The sequence below is a fragment of the Streptomyces sp. NPDC006552 genome (assembly GCF_040611655.1).
Classification (GTDB): domain Bacteria; phylum Actinomycetota; class Actinomycetes; order Streptomycetales; family Streptomycetaceae; genus Streptomyces.
In genome coordinates, this window is the sequence record NZ_JBEXOS010000029.1 from 17067 (window position 1) to 33966 (window position 16900).

Sequence of the window (16900 nt, forward strand, 5' to 3'; positions counted from 1 at the left end):
CGCGCGGGAGGGTCCGGGGCGGACGCCGTGGGGCCCTGACAGGTTGCTGTGAATCTGGTCACATTCGCTGTCCGGGCCGGGGGCCGTGGCGCCGGCGGGTGCGGAATCTGGGATAGATCTTCGGTTGCGCAGCCGCGCGACGGGGAGCTGCGCGGAAGGGTTGCGGCACGTGGAGACAGGTGTGAGGGCCGGCGCCGGGACGGCGTCCGGGTCCGAGGTGCTGCCTCCGGCGACCGGCATCCCGGCGCAGACCGGCCCGCCCGTGCCGGAGACCGTGCCGGCGCGCCGCCGCCCCGGCCGCCTCCGTGCCCTGGCGCGGCTGCTGCCCTCGCCGGCCGGCACCCCCTTCACCTTCGGGTACGCGGTCGTCCTCGCCGGCACCTCGCTGTTCATGGCGGCCGCTGCCCCGGACACGGTCGCCGCGGTGCTCCGGGCGTCCAGTACGGACGTCGCGCACCTGGTGCGCTCGCCGGTCCTGGCGCTCGGGGCCAGCGCGCTGTGGATCGCGGGCGGGGTCACGTCGCCGCTCGTGCTCGCCTTCCTGCTCGTGCTGAGCGCGCTGGAGCGGCGGATCGGCGGCCGGCGCACCGCCGCCGTCTTCCTGCTCGGCCACGTCCTGGCGACGCTGGCCACCGAGGTCCCGGTCGGTCTTTCCGTGATGGCGGGCCACCTGCCCGGCACCTCGCTGCACCGCCTCGACTACGGCGTGAGCTTCGGTGTCGCGGCGAGCGCCGGGGCGCTGGCCGGACTGCTCACGCCCTGGCCGCGGTGGCTGGTGCTCGGCGCTTTCACGGCGATGCTCGTCGCGGACCTGCTCACCTTCACCGACCCGATGACGAGCTGGGGCCATTTGCTGGCGCTGGCCGTCGGGCTCGCGACGTGGCCGCTGCTGCGCCCCCTGGCCCACGCGCCCGCGGCCGCACGACGCGGCGGAGCCGATCGCTGAGAGCGAACGCATGGCCGGGAACATTCGGGGACAGCCAAGCATTGAGTCGACATAGCTCAACTTGACTGCCGAAGGGGAGATCATGGCTTCGACGTCCACACCGCTCACTCTGCCCGTGCTGCCGCTCGACGACGAGGTCGTGCTGCCCGGCATGGTGGTGCCCCTGGACCTGAACGACACGGACGTCCGCGCCGCCGTGGAGGCCGCCCAGGCCGCCGCGCGATCCAGCGGGGACAGCAAGCCGAAGGTGCTGCTTGTTCCGCGCATCGACGGCACGTACGCGAACACGGGGGTGCTCGGCACCGTCGAGCAGGTGGGACGCCTCGCCGACGGTGACCCCGGCGCACTGATCCGCGGCCGCCGCCGCGTGCGGATCGGCGCGGGCACCACCGGGCCCGGCGCCGCCCTGTGGGTGGAGGGCCTGACCGTCGAGGAGGAGGTGCCCGAGCCGCTGCCCGGCGCCGTCACCGAGCTGGTCAAGGAGTACAAGGCGCTCGCCACGAACTGGCTGAAGAAGCGGGGCGCCTGGCAGGTCGTGGACCGCGTCCAGCAGATCGACGATGTCTCCGTCCTGGCCGACAACTCCGGCTACTCGCCTTTCCTCACCACCGACCAGAAGATCGAACTCCTGGAGACCGCCGACCCCGTCGCCCGCCTCAAGCTCGCCACCGAGCAGCTGCGCGAGCACCTCGCCGAGCAGGACGTCGCCGAGTCGATCGCCAAGGACGTCCAGGAGGGCGTCGACAAGCAGCAGCGCGAGTTCCTGCTGCGGCGCCAGCTCGACGCGGTCCGCAAGGAACTGCGCGAGATCAACGGCGAGGCGGAGGGCGAGGAGTCCGACGACTACCGCGCCCGCGTCGAGGCCGCCGACCTGCCCGAGAAGGTCCGCGAGGCCGCGCTCAAGGAGGTCGAGAAGCTGGAGCGCTCCAGCGACCAGTCCCCCGAGGGCTCCTGGATCCGCACCTGGCTCGACACCGTCCTCGAACTGCCGTGGAACGAGCGGACCGAGGACGAGTACGACATCAAGGGCGCCCAGGAGATCCTCGACGCCGAGCACTCCGGACTCCAGGACGTGAAGGAGCGCATCACCGAGTACCTGGCCGTGCGCAAGCGGCGCAGCGACCGCGGCCTCGGGGTGGTGGGCGGCCGCCGCGGCGGCGCCGTGCTCGCCCTCGTCGGCCCGCCCGGCGTCGGCAAGACCTCGCTCGGCGAGTCCGTGGCGCACGCGATGGGCCGCAAGTTCGTCCGGGTCGCTCTCGGCGGCGTGCGCGACGAGGCCGAGATCCGCGGTCACCGCCGTACGTACGTGGGCGCACTGCCGGGCCGCATCGTGCGGGCCATCAAGGAAGCCGGGTCGATGAACCCGGTCGTGCTGCTCGACGAGATCGACAAGGTCGGCTCCGACTTCCGCGGCGACCCCGCCGCGGCCCTGCTCGAAGTCCTCGACCCCGCCCAGAACCACACCTTCCGCGACCACTACCTGGAGGTCGAACTCGACCTGTCCGACGTGGTGTTCCTCGCGACGGCGAACGTCCTGGAGGCCATCCCGGAGGCGCTGCTCGACCGTATGGAGCTGGTGCGGCTCGACGGGTACACCGAGGACGAGAAGGTCGTCATCGCCCGCGACCACCTGCTCCCGCGCCAGCTGGAGCGGGCCGGCCTGGAGCAGGACGAGGTCACCCTCGACGAGAGCGCGCTGCGCAAGCTCGCCGGCGAGTACACCCGGGAGGCGGGCGTCCGTAACCTGGAGCGCTCCGTGGCCCGGCTGCTGCGCAAGGTCGCGGCCCAGCACGAACTGGGCGAGCGCGAGCTGCCGTTCACGGTGACCGACGCCGATCTGCGCTCCCTCATCGGGCGGCCGCACCACGTGCCCGAGTCGGCGCAGGACCCGGCCGAGCGGCGCACGGCGGTGCCCGGGGTCGCGACCGGGCTCGCGGTGACCGGGGCCGGCGGCGACGTGCTCTTCGTGGAGGCGTCCCTCGCCGACCCGGAGACCGGCGCGGCCGGACTGACCCTCACCGGCCAGCTGGGCGACGTCATGAAGGAGTCGGCGCAGATCGCGCTCTCCTTCCTGCGCTCGCACGGCGCCGAACTGGAGCTGCCCGTCGCCGACCTGAAGGAGCGCGGCGTGCACATCCACTTCCCGGCCGGCGCGGTGCCCAAGGACGGGCCGAGCGCGGGCGTCACCATGACGACCGCCCTCGCCTCGCTGCTCAGCGGGCGGCTGGTCCGTACGGATGTGGCGATGACCGGTGAGGTGTCGCTGACCGGCCGGGTCCTGCCCATCGGCGGGGTGAAGCAGAAGCTGCTCGCCGCGCACCGGGCCGGCGTCACGACGGTGATCATCCCGAAGCGGAACGAGGCGGATCTGGATGATGTCCCGGCCGAGGTGCTGGAGAAGCTGGACGTGCACCCGGTGACGGATGTGCGACAGGTTCTTGAGCTGGCGCTTGCGCCTGCGTCGGCCTCGGCGGGTCTGGAGGTTCCGGTCGCGGCGTGAGTGTGCGGCCGGATGGTGAAGGCCCGGGCTCCCCTTGGGGGCCCGGGCCTTCGCGTACCTTCACGGGGGCCCGCGTACCGTCACGGGGCTCTGCCCCGGACCCCGGTCCTCAATCGCCGGACGGGCTTGATCTGGGCGGGACTCGACGGGGGCGGTCAGCCGTTGGCGAGTGCCTGGACGCGGTCGAGCGCGCCGTTGAACTTGTTGTGGTCGCCGACGGTCGGGCCGCTCGACGTGTACTGCCAGATCGTCTGGAAGCCCCAGCCCGCGGGGAGCGTGCCCACGGTGGCGGCGTACCGGGCGATCCACAGCGGGTTGGTGGCACCGAACGCGCTGGAGTTGCCCGTGCACTCGGTCCACCAGCTGGTCGCCGTGTAGATCACGGCGTCCCGGCCGGTACGCGCCTTGTACTGGTTCACGAAGTCCCGGATCCACGTGACCATCCCGGCGGCCGTCTTGCCGTAGCAGGAGGCGCCGTACGGGTTCCACTCGATGTCGAGCACGCCCGGCAGCGTCCTGCCGTCCTTCGACCAGCCGCCCCCGTGGTCCACGAAGTAGTTGGCCTGCGTCGCGCCGTTCGTGGTGTCCGGGGTCGCGAAGTGGTACGCGCCGCGGATCATGCCCACGTTGTACGAACCGTTGTACTGCTGCGCGAAGTACGGGTTCGTGTAGTACGTGCCTTCGGTGGCCTTGGTGTAGGCCCACTTCACGCCGCTGTTCCACAGGGTCGACCAGGCGACGTTGCCCTGGTGGCTGCTGACGTCGACGCCCTCGGTCTGGGTGGCGCGGCCGACCGGGCCCTGGCCGGTGTCGCCGTCGTGCGCGGCGACCCCCATGCCGAGGTGGGCGTCGCCGCGGGCGGGGACGTCGGCGGCCCCCGCGCTGGCCGGCAGGGCGAGGAGGAGGGAGAGGGCGGCGAACAGGGCGCCTGCGGCGGCGCTTCTCCGCTTGGTGGAGCCGGGTCTGTGCACGGGCATGGCATGCCTCCATGAAGGCCGTGGGGGACCAGCGCGGCGCTGATCGGGGACCTGTGCTGGGGTGTGCGGCCGGTCGGCATGCCCTGCCGGACCCGCTGCGGGCCGTGCTGGTATGGACATGCCATGCATGACGCTACGCAGGTGGACCGGGGGGTGGGAAGGGGCATCGGATGGTGCCGTTGGTCTACTCCTGCGAAATACTGGCGGAGCTGCGGTGATGGCGGCAGTTGGCGAAAACTTTCAGAACAGGGAAACCCGGGGAAACTCTGGCCATGGGTGCTGACGTGCACGAAGACGGGAACGACGGGCGGCGGTCCGCTGGGCGTGCCACGAATTCAGGGCCCGCGCCGACTGGTGTGGACCACGAATTCCTTTCCCTGGAGCGGGAGTTGACGGTCTTCCTGCGTCGCGCCCGGGCCTCGTCCGGGGAGATGGCCCGCGAGGTCCATCCGGACCTGGAGCCGGCCGCGTACGGGCTTCTCGTGCGGCTGGAGGAGTGCGGGGCGCAGCGGGCCACCGAGCTCGCCGCCTACATCGGGGTCGGCAAGGCGACGATGAGCCGTCAGTTGCGGGCCCTGGAGGAGCTCGGGTTCATCGCGCGGGAGCCCGATCCGGCCGACGGGCGCGCCTGGCTCGTCTCGCTCACCGAGCGCGGGCGGGTGGATTTCGGGCGGGTGCGGGAGGCTCGGCGCATGCGGTATGTGCGGCAGCTTGCCGGGTGGGACCGGGTGGAGGTGGCTGAACTGGCGCGGCTGCTGCATCAGCTGAACGCGGGCGCGGAGTAGGGCGGGCAGCCCCGGCGCACCGCCACGGGGCTCCGCCCCGGACCCCGCTCCTCAAGCGCCGGAAGGGCTGGATCTGGGGCTGCGTGGGTGGAGTCATGGCGCCGGATTCTGCTCGCCGTCACGGGGCTCCGCCCCGGACCCCCGCTCCTGAAGCGCCGGAGGGGCTGGGTCTGGGGCTGCTGGGGGCGGGGGGTCAGAACTCCGCGTAGACCAGCGTCGCGTCGTCGTGGGTCTTGCTGCGGCGCAGATGCGTGCGGGTCTGTGCGTCCGCCTGTTCCAGGGCCCGGACGCGGGCCACCACCGCCTCCGCGCCCTCCTTCCGTATGAGCGCGAACAGGTCCGTCCAGTCGCCCGCGTGGAACTTCTCCACCCAGCGCGTCACCCCGTCGGTCAGCGCCGCCAGCGCCCGGACCCGGTCGCGGGGGAGCGTGCCGACCACGGCGCGGGCCGCCACCTCGGGGTCGGCGGCGGCCGTGAAGAAGCCGCCCTCCTTGTTGCGTACCGTCGCGTCGGCCACCTCGTCCGAGACCAGGGACGCGCGCGGGACCCGGCTCAGGCGGTCGTCGAGCAGCGCCGAGACCGAGCCGCCCGGCGCCTCGACGAGCAGCGCCGAGTCGGAGAGCACCAGATGTTCGACCCGGTCCGCGTCCCAGCGCACCAGGACGACGGTTGCCTGCGGCGTGCGCGGGTGAGAAAGGTCACAGGTCGCGCGGTGTGCGTCGGCGGTACGGGTGATCGCCGCCGCGAGGATGTCACACAACGTCATATCGCGTCGCGAAGCGGACAGTTCCCCCAGGGTGCCGCCCAGTCGGGCCGTGAACCAGGGGACGGAATGCAGACAGCCGTTCTCGGTGGCCGGCGGCGTGACCCCGTCCAGGACGACCAGTGATCCGCCCTGTCCGCAGGCCGGAACCGCGACCGACGCGTAGTCCTCGTTCGGGCGGTCCGGGGCGCCGGGCCCGGTGGTCAGTTCGATGCGCATCCGGCCAGTCTGCCCGAGGTCCACGCGGGCCCGGGCGGTTGGTGCGCCGGAGCCGGTACCGGCAGGTGAGCCGCCTGTTTTGGGCCGGAATGATCAACTCCGATGGCGCGTGGCGGGGCATCTTGCCAAAGCCTGCGAAAGACGTCCAACCGGCCCGCCGCGGGGGCGTCGCGCCGGTGCCCGGGGAACTTGCTCCCCAACTCCCGCTCGATGTTCACTCCTTCGGGTGGCGGGCAAGGTGATGTGCGCCCCCTGCTCACCGGCACTGGAATGGTCAGGAGCCATGCCAGAGGGGCGCGTGGGTTGACGGTCCGTCACCTGCGCCCAAGGTAGGACGAGTCAGGAATGCGAGCACCAGGTGCGGAACACCTCCGGCGGTAACGGGGCCAGTGGGACGGGTGGGCCGGACGGCGCGGGTGGTTCGGATGGCCTGGAATCGGCGTCGGCCCCGGAGAGTGTGACGGCCTCGCGGCCCGAGAGTGCGGACACCCCCGCGGCGCCTGCCGCCCCGAACGCGGCTCGCCCCGCCCCCGCCAAGGCCCCGGCGCCGGTCCCCGCGGGCAAGGGCAAGCGGGCCCGGGTGCGCAACCGGCTGATCATCGCCGTCGCCGTCGTGGCCGCCGCCGTCCTCGGCGCGGGCGCCCCCGTCCTCATGGCCGCCTCGGAGCGGGTCGGCGAGTCACAGGGCCTGGTCGACGACGCCGAACAGACCCAGCTGGCCCTCGCCCTGTCGCACGCCCTGGCCGACGAACGCGACGAGGTCAGCGCCTACATCGCCGCCGGACGCCCCAAGAGTCAGGGGCTGAGCGAGGCGCGCAGCGCCCGCGTCGACCGGCAGGTGGACGAGGTGCGCGCCGACGCGACCGGCTCCCTGCGGCGCACCGTCGACGAGATCGCCGCCGTCCGGCGCGCCGCCCTCACCGGCAAGGGCTCCGCCCTGGAGGCGCACACCGCCTACTCGCAGGCCATCACGGAACTGCACCGCCTGGCCGAGCAGCTGGCCGACGCGATGCCGCCCCGCGCGGGCTCCGGCGCGCACGCCCTCGCCGACCTCGACCGCGCCGTCGACCAGGCCTCCGCCACCCGCGGTCTGCTGCTCGCCGCGTTCGCCGTACCGAAGTCGACGACGACCGTCATCGACCCCGTCACCGGGCTGCCGAAGACCGTCACCGACCAGGACTCCGCGGGCAGCGGACAGCGCGCCGAACTGAGCGCCGCCGCCCAGCAGGCCCGCGTCCGCGAACAGGCCGCCCTCGACGACTTCCGCGACTCCGCCCCGGCCGCGTCCGTCTCCGCGTACGACGCCACCGTCACCGGGCCCGACGTCTCGAAGGGCGACAAGTACCTGGCCCGGCTCACCGACGCGCCGGCCCTCTCCGACGCGGAGCTGGACTACGACCCCAAGAGCGTCGACGCCGCCCTGACCGCCCGGATCGACGCGATGCGCGGCGCCGAGTCCGCCCTCGGGGACGCGCGCGTCAAGAGCCTGGAGCGGCTGCGCGACGAGGACGTCGACGGGCTCGAACTGCGTGTCGCCCTGGTCGGGATCTGCCTCCTCGCGGCGGTCGGCGTCGTCATGGGGACCGCCCGTTCGCTGACCCGGCCGCTCGCCGTGCTCCGCCTCGGCTCCGCCCGGGTCGCCGCCGACCCGGCCGGCGAGGAGCCCGTCAAGTTCACCGGGCGCAACGACGAGTTCGCCCAGGTGGTCCGCTCCGTCAACGCGCTGCACGCGCACGCCGTCGCGCTCCAGGAGCGGCAGGGCACCCTGGAGTCCGACCGCAAGCACCTCGTCGGCGAGCGGCAGCGGATGGCGGACGACCGCGACGCGCTCCGCGCCGAGCTGGCCGAGGCCGCGACGCAGCTGGAGCGGGTCCGGCACTCCATCGACAGCACGTTCGTGAATCTCGCGCTGCGCACGCTCGGGCTCGTGGAGCGGCAGCTCGGGATCATCGAGGGCCTGGAGGACCGCGAGCAGGACCCCGAGCGGCTCGCCACCCTCTTCAAGCTGGACCACTTCGCCACCGTCATGCGGCGCCACAGCGAGAACCTGCTCGTCCTGGCCGGCGCCGAGCACGGCCAGCAGCACGCCGGTTCCGTGCCGCTCGTCGACGTCCTGCGCGCCGCCGTCTCGGAGATCGAGCGGTACGAGCGGGTCCGGATCGCCGCGCTGCCGCCGCACGCCCACATCGCCGGGTTCGCCGCGGACGACCTCAGCCACCTCGTCGCCGAGCTGCTGGAGAACGCCACGACGTTCTCGCCGCCGGACGCCGCCGTCGAGGTCTCCGCCTGGCTCCTGGAGAACAGCGAGGTCATGCTCTCCGTCCAGGACGAGGGCATCGGCATCGCCGAGGACCGGATGCGGGAGCTGAACGCCCGGCTCTCCTCCTTCTCCGCCGAGCAGGCCCACGACGCGCAGGACGCGCAAGGGCTGGGACTCGGCCTGTACGTCGTCGCGCGGCTCGCGGCGCGGCACGGGGTGCGGGTCCGCCTGCGCGAGCAGAAGCAGGGGGGCATCGCGGCCGTCGTCGTGCTGCCCACCGCGCTGCTCGCCGCCGTGCCCGCCGTCGCGGCGCCGCCGCCCGTGCCGGTGCCGGGCGGGGCCCCCGCCGTGCACCTGCCGGGTTCCGAGGCCGAGGCCAACTCCAACGTCCTGGACGGCCGCGCGTCCGGCCACACCCCCCTCCCGCCCCAGGCCCCGGCCGCGGACCCCCTCATCAAGGCGGCGGAACACGCGGTCCGCGCGGCCGGGACCGACCCGGCCCCCGAGCCCGAGACCCCGCCGACCTCGCAGACCCCGGACGCGCACCCCGCGTCCGAGTCCGAGCCGGAGTCCGCGTCCGAGACCACGATGGAGCTGGTCGCCCCGGCACCGCCCGAGGAACCCGGTGCCGCCGCCACCCCGGACGCCGGCCCCGGCGCGGACAGCACCCCGGACGAGCGCCCCGCAGAGCCGCAGGCGGACCCGGCCCCGGCGGCAGCCGACGCGGACCGCAGCGCCGGTGTCCCCGCGCCCCGCGCGCCCCAGTGGGAGCGCGTCACCGACAAGGGGCTGCCCAAGCGGACCCCGAAGGTGGCCGCGCCCGCCGCCGCCCCGAAACCGCGCACCGGCGCCGTCGACGCGGACGCGCTGCGTCGCAGGCTCGGCGGTTTCCACAGCGGCGCGCAGCAGGGCCGGCGCGCTGTCGAGGCGGAGATCGGGGGCCGGCCGGCCACGACCCGGACCGCCGCCCAGGAACGTACCGGAGAAGCCAAGGGGGACTCAGCCGAGGAGGCAAGCAGTTGACTGCGCCCACCCCTGCACTCAACAACCGCGCGCTCAGCAGCGAGGCACGCAATCTGCACTGGCTGCTGACCAATCTCGTAGAGGAGGTGCCAGGGCTCCTCTCCGTCGCGGTCGTCTCGTCCGACGGGCTGCTCCTGCTCTCCTCCGACCCCGGGAGGAACACCGAGACCCCGGCCGACCACAGCGGCGGACCCAGGGGATCCAGCGCCGACCTGGCCACCATCGTCTCCGGCGTGGGCAGCCTCACCATCGGCGCCGCCAAGCTCATGGACGGCGGGGCCGTCAAGCAGACCATGATCGCGATGGAAGAGGGCAGTCTCTTCGTCATGTCCATCAGCGACGGTTCCCTGCTCGGCGTGCACGCCACCCCGGACTGCGACATGAGCGTCGTCGCGTACCACATGGCGCTCTTCGTCGGCCGGGCCGGGCACGTCCTGACGCCCGAACTCCGCAGCGAACTGCGCCAGTCCATGGAGAGCCCCCGGTGACCAGTGCGAAACTCCCCGTACGCGGCGGCGACCGCAGAGCCGCCCGCGTACGCCCCTACTCCCTGACCGGCGGCCGCACCCGCTTCGGGCACGTCCTGCTCGTCGAGACGTTCATCGCGAGCACGGCCGCCATCGAGGGGCCCGACGAGCGCCTCGAAATAGGGAAGGGGACGCTCGCGGGTGTCATGCCGGAGATGCGTGCCATCGTCGAGCTCTGCCGCCGCATGCGCACGGTCGCCGAGATCGCCGCGCTGCTGAAGATGCCCCTGGGCGTGGTCCGCGTCCTGCTGAGCGACCTCGCCGACCAGGGAAAGATCCGCGTGTACGGAACCGGCCACGGCCCCGGCCAGCCGGACCGCGCGCTCCTGGAAAGGGTGCTGAGTGGACTCCGCCGTCTCTGACCTCCTCGCCGGACTGCCCGGCGAGGAGGAGCAGTTGCAGCCCTGGCAGACGGACCGCACCCGGGCCCCCGTCGCCACGAAGATCGTGGTGGCCGGCGGCTTCGGCGTCGGCAAGACGACGCTGGTCACCGCCGTCTCGGAGATCCAGCCCCTCCAGACGGAGGCGCTGATGACCCAGGCGAGCGAGGAGACCGACGACCTCACCGCGACGCCGGAGAAGACGACCACGACCGTCGCCATGGACTTCGGCCGCATCACGCTCGACGACGACCTGGTCCTGTACCTGTTCGGCACGCCGGGCCAGCAGCGGTTCTGGTTCATGTGGGACGACCTGGTGCGCGGCGCGATCGGCGCCGTCGTCCTCGCCGACACCCGCCGGCTGCCGGACTGCTTCCCGGCCCTCGACTACTTCGAGAGCTGCGGACTGCCGTACGTCGTGGCCGTCAACCACTTCGACGGCTCCGAGGAGTTCGAGGCGGCCGACGTGCGCGAGGCCCTGACCGTCCCGCCGCACGTCCCCGTCCTGATCATGGACGCGCGGCGCCGGATATCGGCGATCGAGACGCTGCTCGCCCTGGTCGGCCACGCCCTGGACGCCACCCCCGAATAACTCCCCTCCCGTACGCCCCGTTCAGTCATCAGTTAGAGGCAGCCGTATGTCGCGGAAGATACTCGTCGTCGGAGCCGGCCAGTCCGGTCTCCAGCTCGCCCTGGGGCTCCAGTCCCACGGCTACGAGGTCACCCTGATGTCCAACCGCACCGCCGACGAGGTCCGCTCCGGGCGGGTCATGTCGACGCAGTGCATGTTCCACACCGCGCTCCAGCACGAGCGCGACCTCCAGCTCAACTTCTGGGAGTCGCAGGCGCCGAAGATCGAGGGCCTCGGCGTCTCCGTCGCCGCCCCGGGCTCCTTCGACCCCGGGCCCTCCCAGCGCGCCGTCGACTGGGTGGGCAAGCTCGACGGGTACGCCCAGTCCGTCGACCAGCGCGTGAAGATGGCCGGCTGGATGGAGACCTTCGCCCAGCGCGGCGGCCAGCTCGTCATCCACGGCGCGGCCGTCTCCGACCTGGACTACTTCGCGCGCACGTACGACCTCGTGCTGGTCTCGGCGGGCAAGGGCGAGCTGGTCTCGATGTTCGGCCGCGACGCCGCGCGCTCGCCCTACAGCGAGCCGCAGCGGGCGCTCGCCGTCGCCTACGTGCACGGCCTCGCCGTCCGCCCCGAGCACCCGGACTTCGACGCGGTCCGCTGCAACCTCGTGCCCGGCGTCGGCGAGCTGTTCGTCATGCCGACGCTGACCACGTCCGGCCGCGCCGACATCCTCTTCTGGGAGGGCGTCCCGGGCGGCCCGCTCGACGCGTTCAAGGGTGTCAAGGACCCTGCCGAGCACCTGGCGCTGACCCTGGAGCTGATGGAGAAGTTCGTGCCCTGGGAGTACGCGCGGGCCACGAACGTCGAACTGACCGACGCCAACGGCACACTGGCCGGCCGCTACGCCCCCACCGTCCGCAACCCCATCGGGCGGCTGCCCGGCGGCGGCGCGGTCCTGGGCGTCGCGGACGTGGTCGTCGCCAACGACCCCGTCACCGGGCAGGGCTCCAACTCAGCGTCCAAGTGCGCGGCCGCCTACCTCGCCGCCATCGTCGACCACGGCGACCGGCCCTTCGACGAGGCGTGGATGCAGTCCGCGTTCGACCGGTACTGGCAGACCGCGCAGCACGTCACCAAGTGGACGAACGCGATGCTCGGCGCCCCGCCGGAGCACGTCCTGAACCTGATCGGCGCGGCCGGCCAGCTCCAGCCGGTCGCCGACCGGTTCGCGAACGGGTTCAACGACCCGGCCGACTTCGAGAACTTCTTCTACGACCCGGAGAAGACGAACGCCTACCTGGCCTCGGTCGGCTGACAGACGCTCCGGACCACCTGAGCCCCCTGTGCCGCACCACCGGCCAGGGGGCTCACCCGTCTACCGGGCGCCGGGCGCCGGGCGCCCCGGCGGCGTACCCCTCGTCGGCGCCCGCCATGGCGCCGCGCGGCAGGGACGGCGGCCGGTACCCGCTCATCGGCCTGGCTCCCGGGTCCGGGCGCACCGCGCCGAGCAGCGGATTCGCCGCGATCGGCGACACCTTCACCCGCGACCCCGGCCGCGGCGCCTGGATCACCTTGCCCTGGCCGAGGTACAGCGCGACATGCGTGGCCCGCGGGAAGTACACGACGAGGTCGCCCGGCCGCAACCGGGACAGCGGCACCCGGGGCAGCTTCGCCCACTGCTGCTGCGAGGTGCGCGGGATGCGCCGCCCCGCGTGCGCCCACGCCTGCGAGGTGAGCCCGGAGCAGTCGAAGGCACCCGGCCCCTGCGCGCCCCACACATACGGCTTCCCGATCTGCCGCACCGCGTACGAGAGCGCGGCGCCGCCCGCCTTCGAGGGGGCCCGGGCCGCCGAACCCAGCGCCCCCGACGTCACCAGGGCCCGCTGCGCGGTGGCCGTCCCGCGCTCCTCCAGCCGGGCCATGTCGGCGAGCTGGTCCGGCGAGAGCGACGCCAGCATCTGCTCGACGTCGTCGAGCCGCGCCCTTACGGCGTCCCGGTCCTTCTTGCGTTCCGCCGCGAGCCGCAGCTGCCGGTCGAGCGCGGCCCGCGCCCGGGTGGCGAGCCCGTCCGCCGTCCGCTCGGCGCCGACCAGCCGGTCGACGGTGGCCCGCTGCTCGCGCTCGGCCCGCAGGACCACATGGCCCTGGTCGAGGGCGTGCTGCGGATCACGCGCGAGCAGCAGCCGCACATATGGGGAGATGGTGCTGCGCCCCTGGTACTGCGCCCGGGCGAGCCGGCCGGCCGCCACCCGGCTCCCGTACAGCGAGCCACGGGCCGCGGCCAGCTTGCGGGTGAGCGCCTCGGCCTGCGCCCGGCGCCTCGCCAGCTCCTCCGCGGTGGCGTCGTACGCCTCGGTGGCCTCCTCGGTCTCCTGATACAGCGTCTGGAGGTCCGTCAGCAGCCCGGCCACGGACCGTTCCCCGCCCGCTCCCGGCTCCGGGACCGCGCTCGCCGGGAGCGGCGCCGCCACCGCTCCGGCGACGGCGGCCGCGCACACCCATCGCACCAGCCTGCCTGACACCTCATCACCTCCGGTGCGGGCCGCACCCTGCGTCCCGCACCGGGACCCTCACAGGCGGCGGCCCGTTCCACCCGGCGGACTGCTCGGTTCGGCCGAACCCGGCCACTCCTCCGATGGGCGTGCGACGGGCCGCGTTTACGCCGGACCCTCCCGCGTACTCTTCCTGGACCACGGCCACCTGACGCCGCGTCCGACCTTCCCGTCGGGCACGAACACGTACCGCCATTTCTGCACGAGCCGCACGGCCTTCCCGTCCGGCACGGGCTCGCGTACATAGACGAGGACGGTGTCGGGTCCGCCGTCGCGGTCCGGCACGGGCACCTTGTACACCTTGGGCGGATTGCCGGTGGCGGTCACGAGCACCGGCAGCTCCCGCCCGTCGAGGGGCCCGCCGGCAAAGGGGATGGATTCACTCTTCACGCCCCCAGTCTCCTCTCACAGCGAGCGCGGCGCGCCCCCTGTCACAGCAGGTGCGCGGCGTCGCTCACCACCGGCAGCACCCGCCGGGCCAGGTCGCCCACCGGCCCGTCCGGACTCTCCAGGGCGAGCGCGCGGCGCACCACCGCCGCCGTCTCGGGGTCACGGGTCGCCGTGGCCGTCACGGCCACCATGAACTGGTCGACCAGGCCGTCGCGCAACTCGTCCAGCGGGGGCTGCTTGTCCTCGTCGAGCCAGATGAGGGAGGCCGCCTCCACCGCCGTGATCCACATGCGGACCGTCATCCGCAGCCGCGGCCCCGGCACGGCGACGGACAGATGGCTCAGGATGTGCTCGGCGGCGGCCCGGCGCACCCCGTCCACGATGGCGGTCGTCCGGGAGGTCTCCACGACGCTGCCGCCCTGGAGCAGGGCCGCGAAACCCATGTCGTGCTGGTCGACGAAGGCCAGATAGCGGTCGAGCGCACGGGCCAGGCGGGTGGTCAGGGCACCCGCGGCAGGCTCGGCGAAGCACTGCTCCAGCACGTCCGCGGCGGAGCGGAGGGCGGCCTCGTACAACTGCTGCTTGCCGCCCGGGAAGTAGCGGTAGACGAGCGGCCGGGAGACGCCCGCGGCCTCCGCCACGTCGTCGAGCGAGACCTCCTCGGGAGCCCGGTGCGCGAACAGCGACAGCGCCGCTTCGAGCAGCTGCGCCCGCCGCACCTCGACGCTGAGCCGTTTGTAGGCAGGCGTACCGGTTGCCGACGTCATGGCGGGAGCGTATCCGGCCCGTCGCGGTCCGCGTCAGGCCAGCAGGCCCGAGGACTGCCACAGCCGGCGGCCCGGGCCCCGCAGCACGCCGATGTCGTCCAGGAAGTCCGTCAGCCGCCGCGCGCCGGTCTGCATGATCTCCCGGCGGTGGCCGCTCGCCCTGACCTGGGCCATGGCCTCGCGCTTGTCGAGTCCTACGTTCGAGTAGACCTCGGGGTTGATGAAGGCCTCCGAGAAGACGCGGGCGAACTCGCCGGAGGTCAGGCGGGTGAACTCCCGCGACCAGCGCGGCGCCTCCACCATCTGGCGGCGCAACTCCTCACGCGCGTACCGGACATGGCGCGCCTCCTCGACCACATGGATGCGGGTCACCCCGCGGACCAGGCTCTGCACGCGCTCGTCGGGGAACGTGAGGCGCTGCATCCAGTCGAGGATCTCCTCGCCGAGCAGCGTCGCCGTGAACGAGCCGGGCGTGGTGGAGACGGTCTTGAAGAGGCGGCCCAGCGAGTGGTGGACGCGCGCCACCGGGTAGTGGGGGGTCTGCCCGCGGGTGATGAGCCGCGCGAACATCTTCGAGTGCCGGCACTCGTCCTCGATCTCGGTCAGCGCGTACCGGACGTGCGCGCTCGTGGCCGCCTTGTCGTAGACGTGCCGCACCAGCAGCTGCATCAGGATCAGCTCGAACCAGATGCCGAGCGAGGCGAGCGCCGCGGCCTCGTGGCGGGAGAGGTCGAGCCGCTGCTCCTCGCTCATCCGCCGCCACATCGGGGTGTCGTAGAGCGAGACCAGCTCCGGCGGCCAGAACCACTTGCCGTCCTCGAAGGGGGCGTCCCAGTCCAGTTCCCTGTCCGGGTCGAAGGAGTGCTTCGCGGAGGAGTCCAGCAGCCGCTCGGCCACCTGCTCGCGGTCCTTGAGCAGGCCGAGCGCGTCACGCAGCCCCGCCGGCGCACCGGCTTGTGTCGTGGTCGTCATCGCTGACTCCTCGTCCCTGTCCCAGAGTTACCGGCCGTCACAGCACCGCCCCCCTTATGAGACTGCGCGTCAGCAAAGGGCGTCAATCCCCTGTGTGCGACTTGTTGACCGCGCGTCTACCACCGTGTGAGCCTGCCGGTATGTCGACGCACGAGCTGTACACCAGGGCCCCCGACGCGCCCGACTGGTCGGTACCGTCGACCGGTTCGGCCCGTTTCAGCTGGGACTACGACGACGGACGCGACCGCCTGCTCGCCCTGTACCAGAAGGGCAAGGACAAGCAGTGGGACGGCGCCAAGCGCATCGACTGGGAGCTGGAGGTCGACCCGTACGACCCGCTCGGCACCCCGGACGAGGCGCTGTCCCTGTACGGCACGCCCCACTGGGCGAAGATGACCGAGAAGGACAAGGGCGAGCTGCGCAAGCACTACGCCTCCTGGCAGTTCAGCCAGTTCCTCCACGGCGAACAGGGCGCGATGGTCTGCGCGGCGCGCATCGTCGAGTCGGTCCCCGACCTCGACGCCAAGCTCTACTCCGCGACGCAGACCATGGACGAGGCGCGGCACGCCGAGATCTACGGCCGCTTCCTCCACGAGAAGATCGGGATGCTCTACCCGATCAACGACAACCTCCAGGCCCTGCTCGGCGACACCCTCGCCGACTCCCGCTGGGACATGCCCTACCTCGGCATGCAGGTCCTCATCGAGGGCCTCGCGCTCGCGGCGTTCGGCATGATCCGCGACACCACCGACAAGCCGCTGCCCAAGCAGATCCTCGCCTACGTGATGCAGGACGAGGCCCGCCACGTCGCCTTCGGGCGGATGGCGCTGCGCGACTACTACAAGCAGCTCACCGACGCCGAACTGCGCGAACGCGAGGAGTTCGTCATCGAGGGCTGCTACCTGATGCGCGACCGGCTGCGCGGCGTCGAGGTCCTGGAGGACTTCGGCATCCCGAAGGCGCAGGCCGACGAGTACACCGAGCAGTCCGAGTTCCTGGCCCTCTTCCGCCAGCTGCTGTTCTCGCGGATCGTGCCCTGCGTCAAGGACATCGGCCTGTGGGGCCCGCGCCTGCAACAGGCCTATGTCGACATGGGCGTCTTCGAGATGGGCAACTCCAACCTCGACGCCCTCATGACCCAGGACGAGGAGCTCGCCGAGAAGCTCGACGCCGAACGCTTCGCGGCCGAGGAGCAGGAGCGGGTCGCGGAGGTCGCCGACGCGATCAGGGCGGGCGCGCAGGACTGAGAGCCGGTCTTCGGACCC

Annotated in this window: 15 protein-coding genes; 9 read left to right on the forward strand and 6 right to left on the reverse strand. The window is 72.8% G+C overall.

Annotated features, from left to right (window positions below):
* The first annotated feature begins 262 nt into the window (after positions 1 to 262).
* Together ABZY33_RS18285 and lon are read left to right on the forward strand one after the other, a co-directional pair.
* Positions 263 to 946 (forward strand): rhomboid-like protein, encoded by a 684-nt coding sequence (locus ABZY33_RS18285; protein ID WP_356492676.1) that lies wholly within the window; start codon positions 263 to 265, stop codon positions 944 to 946.
* A gap of 82 nt (positions 947 to 1028) precedes the next feature.
* Positions 1029 to 3446, forward strand: a complete 2418-nt coding sequence (lon, locus tag ABZY33_RS18290) for an endopeptidase La (protein WP_356492612.1) — start codon at positions 1029 to 1031, stop codon at positions 3444 to 3446.
* Positions 3447 to 3601: 155 nt separating this feature from the next.
* Here lon and ABZY33_RS18295 read toward each other — a convergent pair whose 3' ends face one another.
* Positions 3602 to 4423, reverse strand: coding sequence for a lysozyme (locus ABZY33_RS18295; RefSeq protein ID WP_356492613.1), 822 nt, complete (start codon positions 4421 to 4423; stop codon positions 3602 to 3604).
* A 356-nt stretch (positions 4424 to 4779) separates the two neighbouring features.
* Between ABZY33_RS18295 and ABZY33_RS18300 the strand changes: the two genes are divergently transcribed.
* Positions 4780 to 5208 (forward strand): MarR family transcriptional regulator, encoded by a 429-nt coding sequence (locus ABZY33_RS18300; protein WP_356492614.1) that lies wholly within the window; start codon positions 4780 to 4782, stop codon positions 5206 to 5208.
* A gap of 193 nt (positions 5209 to 5401) precedes the next feature.
* Here the strand turns inward: ABZY33_RS18300 and ABZY33_RS18305 are convergent, their stop codons facing one another.
* Complete coding sequence (locus ABZY33_RS18305; RefSeq protein WP_356492615.1) at positions 5402 to 6190, reverse strand: protein phosphatase 2C domain-containing protein; 789 nt, start codon at positions 6188 to 6190, stop codon at positions 5402 to 5404.
* A 580-nt stretch (positions 6191 to 6770) separates the two neighbouring features.
* Between ABZY33_RS18305 and ABZY33_RS18310 the strand changes: the two genes are divergently transcribed.
* The 5 genes from ABZY33_RS18310 to ABZY33_RS18330 are packed head-to-tail and all read left to right on the forward strand — an operon-like array spanning position 6771 to position 12269.
* A complete protein-coding gene (locus tag ABZY33_RS18310) occupies positions 6771 to 9473 on the forward strand; it encodes a nitrate- and nitrite sensing domain-containing protein (RefSeq protein ID WP_356492677.1) in 2703 nt (900 codons plus the stop codon).
* Positions 9470 to 9961 (forward strand): roadblock/LC7 domain-containing protein, encoded by a 492-nt coding sequence (locus tag ABZY33_RS18315; RefSeq protein ID WP_356492616.1) that lies wholly within the window; start codon positions 9470 to 9472, stop codon positions 9959 to 9961. The genes ABZY33_RS18310 and ABZY33_RS18315 overlap by 4 nt, the downstream gene beginning before the upstream one ends.
* Positions 9958 to 10362 (forward strand): DUF742 domain-containing protein, encoded by a 405-nt coding sequence (locus tag ABZY33_RS18320; protein WP_356492617.1) that lies wholly within the window; start codon positions 9958 to 9960, stop codon positions 10360 to 10362. The genes ABZY33_RS18315 and ABZY33_RS18320 overlap by 4 nt, the downstream gene beginning before the upstream one ends.
* Positions 10343 to 10972 carry an ATP/GTP-binding protein gene (locus ABZY33_RS18325; protein WP_356492618.1) on the forward strand — a complete coding sequence of 210 codons (630 nt, stop codon included), beginning with the start codon at positions 10343 to 10345 and terminating at the stop codon, positions 10970 to 10972. Before ABZY33_RS18320 ends, ABZY33_RS18325 begins: the two co-directional genes overlap by 20 nt.
* 46 nt (positions 10973 to 11018) lie before the next feature.
* The gene (locus ABZY33_RS18330) at positions 11019 to 12269 is read left to right on the forward strand and encodes a styrene monooxygenase/indole monooxygenase family protein (RefSeq protein WP_356492619.1); all 1251 of its coding nucleotides are present in this window, start codon (positions 11019 to 11021) and stop codon (positions 12267 to 12269) included.
* A 52-nt stretch (positions 12270 to 12321) separates the two neighbouring features.
* Here ABZY33_RS18330 and ABZY33_RS18335 read toward each other — a convergent pair whose 3' ends face one another.
* The 4 genes from ABZY33_RS18335 to ABZY33_RS18350 all read right to left on the reverse strand — a co-directional run bounded on the left by ABZY33_RS18335 (position 12322) and on the right by ABZY33_RS18350 (position 15635).
* The gene (locus ABZY33_RS18335; protein WP_356492620.1) at positions 12322 to 13476 is read right to left on the reverse strand and encodes a C40 family peptidase; all 1155 of its coding nucleotides are present in this window, start codon (positions 13474 to 13476) and stop codon (positions 12322 to 12324) included.
* 135 nt (positions 13477 to 13611) lie between these two features.
* Positions 13612 to 13896: a hypothetical protein gene (locus ABZY33_RS18340; RefSeq protein WP_356492621.1), complete on the reverse strand. Its 285-nt coding sequence runs from the start codon at positions 13894 to 13896 to the stop codon at positions 13612 to 13614.
* 41 nt (positions 13897 to 13937) lie between these two features.
* Positions 13938 to 14663 carry a helix-turn-helix domain-containing protein gene (locus ABZY33_RS18345; protein ID WP_356492622.1) on the reverse strand — a complete coding sequence of 242 codons (726 nt, stop codon included), beginning with the start codon at positions 14661 to 14663 and terminating at the stop codon, positions 13938 to 13940.
* A 33-nt stretch (positions 14664 to 14696) separates the two neighbouring features.
* Positions 14697 to 15635, reverse strand: a complete 939-nt coding sequence (locus ABZY33_RS18350; RefSeq protein ID WP_356492623.1) for a diiron oxygenase — start codon at positions 15633 to 15635, stop codon at positions 14697 to 14699.
* A 140-nt stretch (positions 15636 to 15775) separates the two neighbouring features.
* On the opposite strand from ABZY33_RS18350, the gene ABZY33_RS18355 reads away from it, so the two are divergent.
* Positions 15776 to 16882, forward strand: a complete 1107-nt coding sequence (locus ABZY33_RS18355; protein ID WP_356492624.1) for a ferritin-like domain-containing protein — start codon at positions 15776 to 15778, stop codon at positions 16880 to 16882.
* Positions 16883 to 16900: the final 18 nt, after the last annotated feature.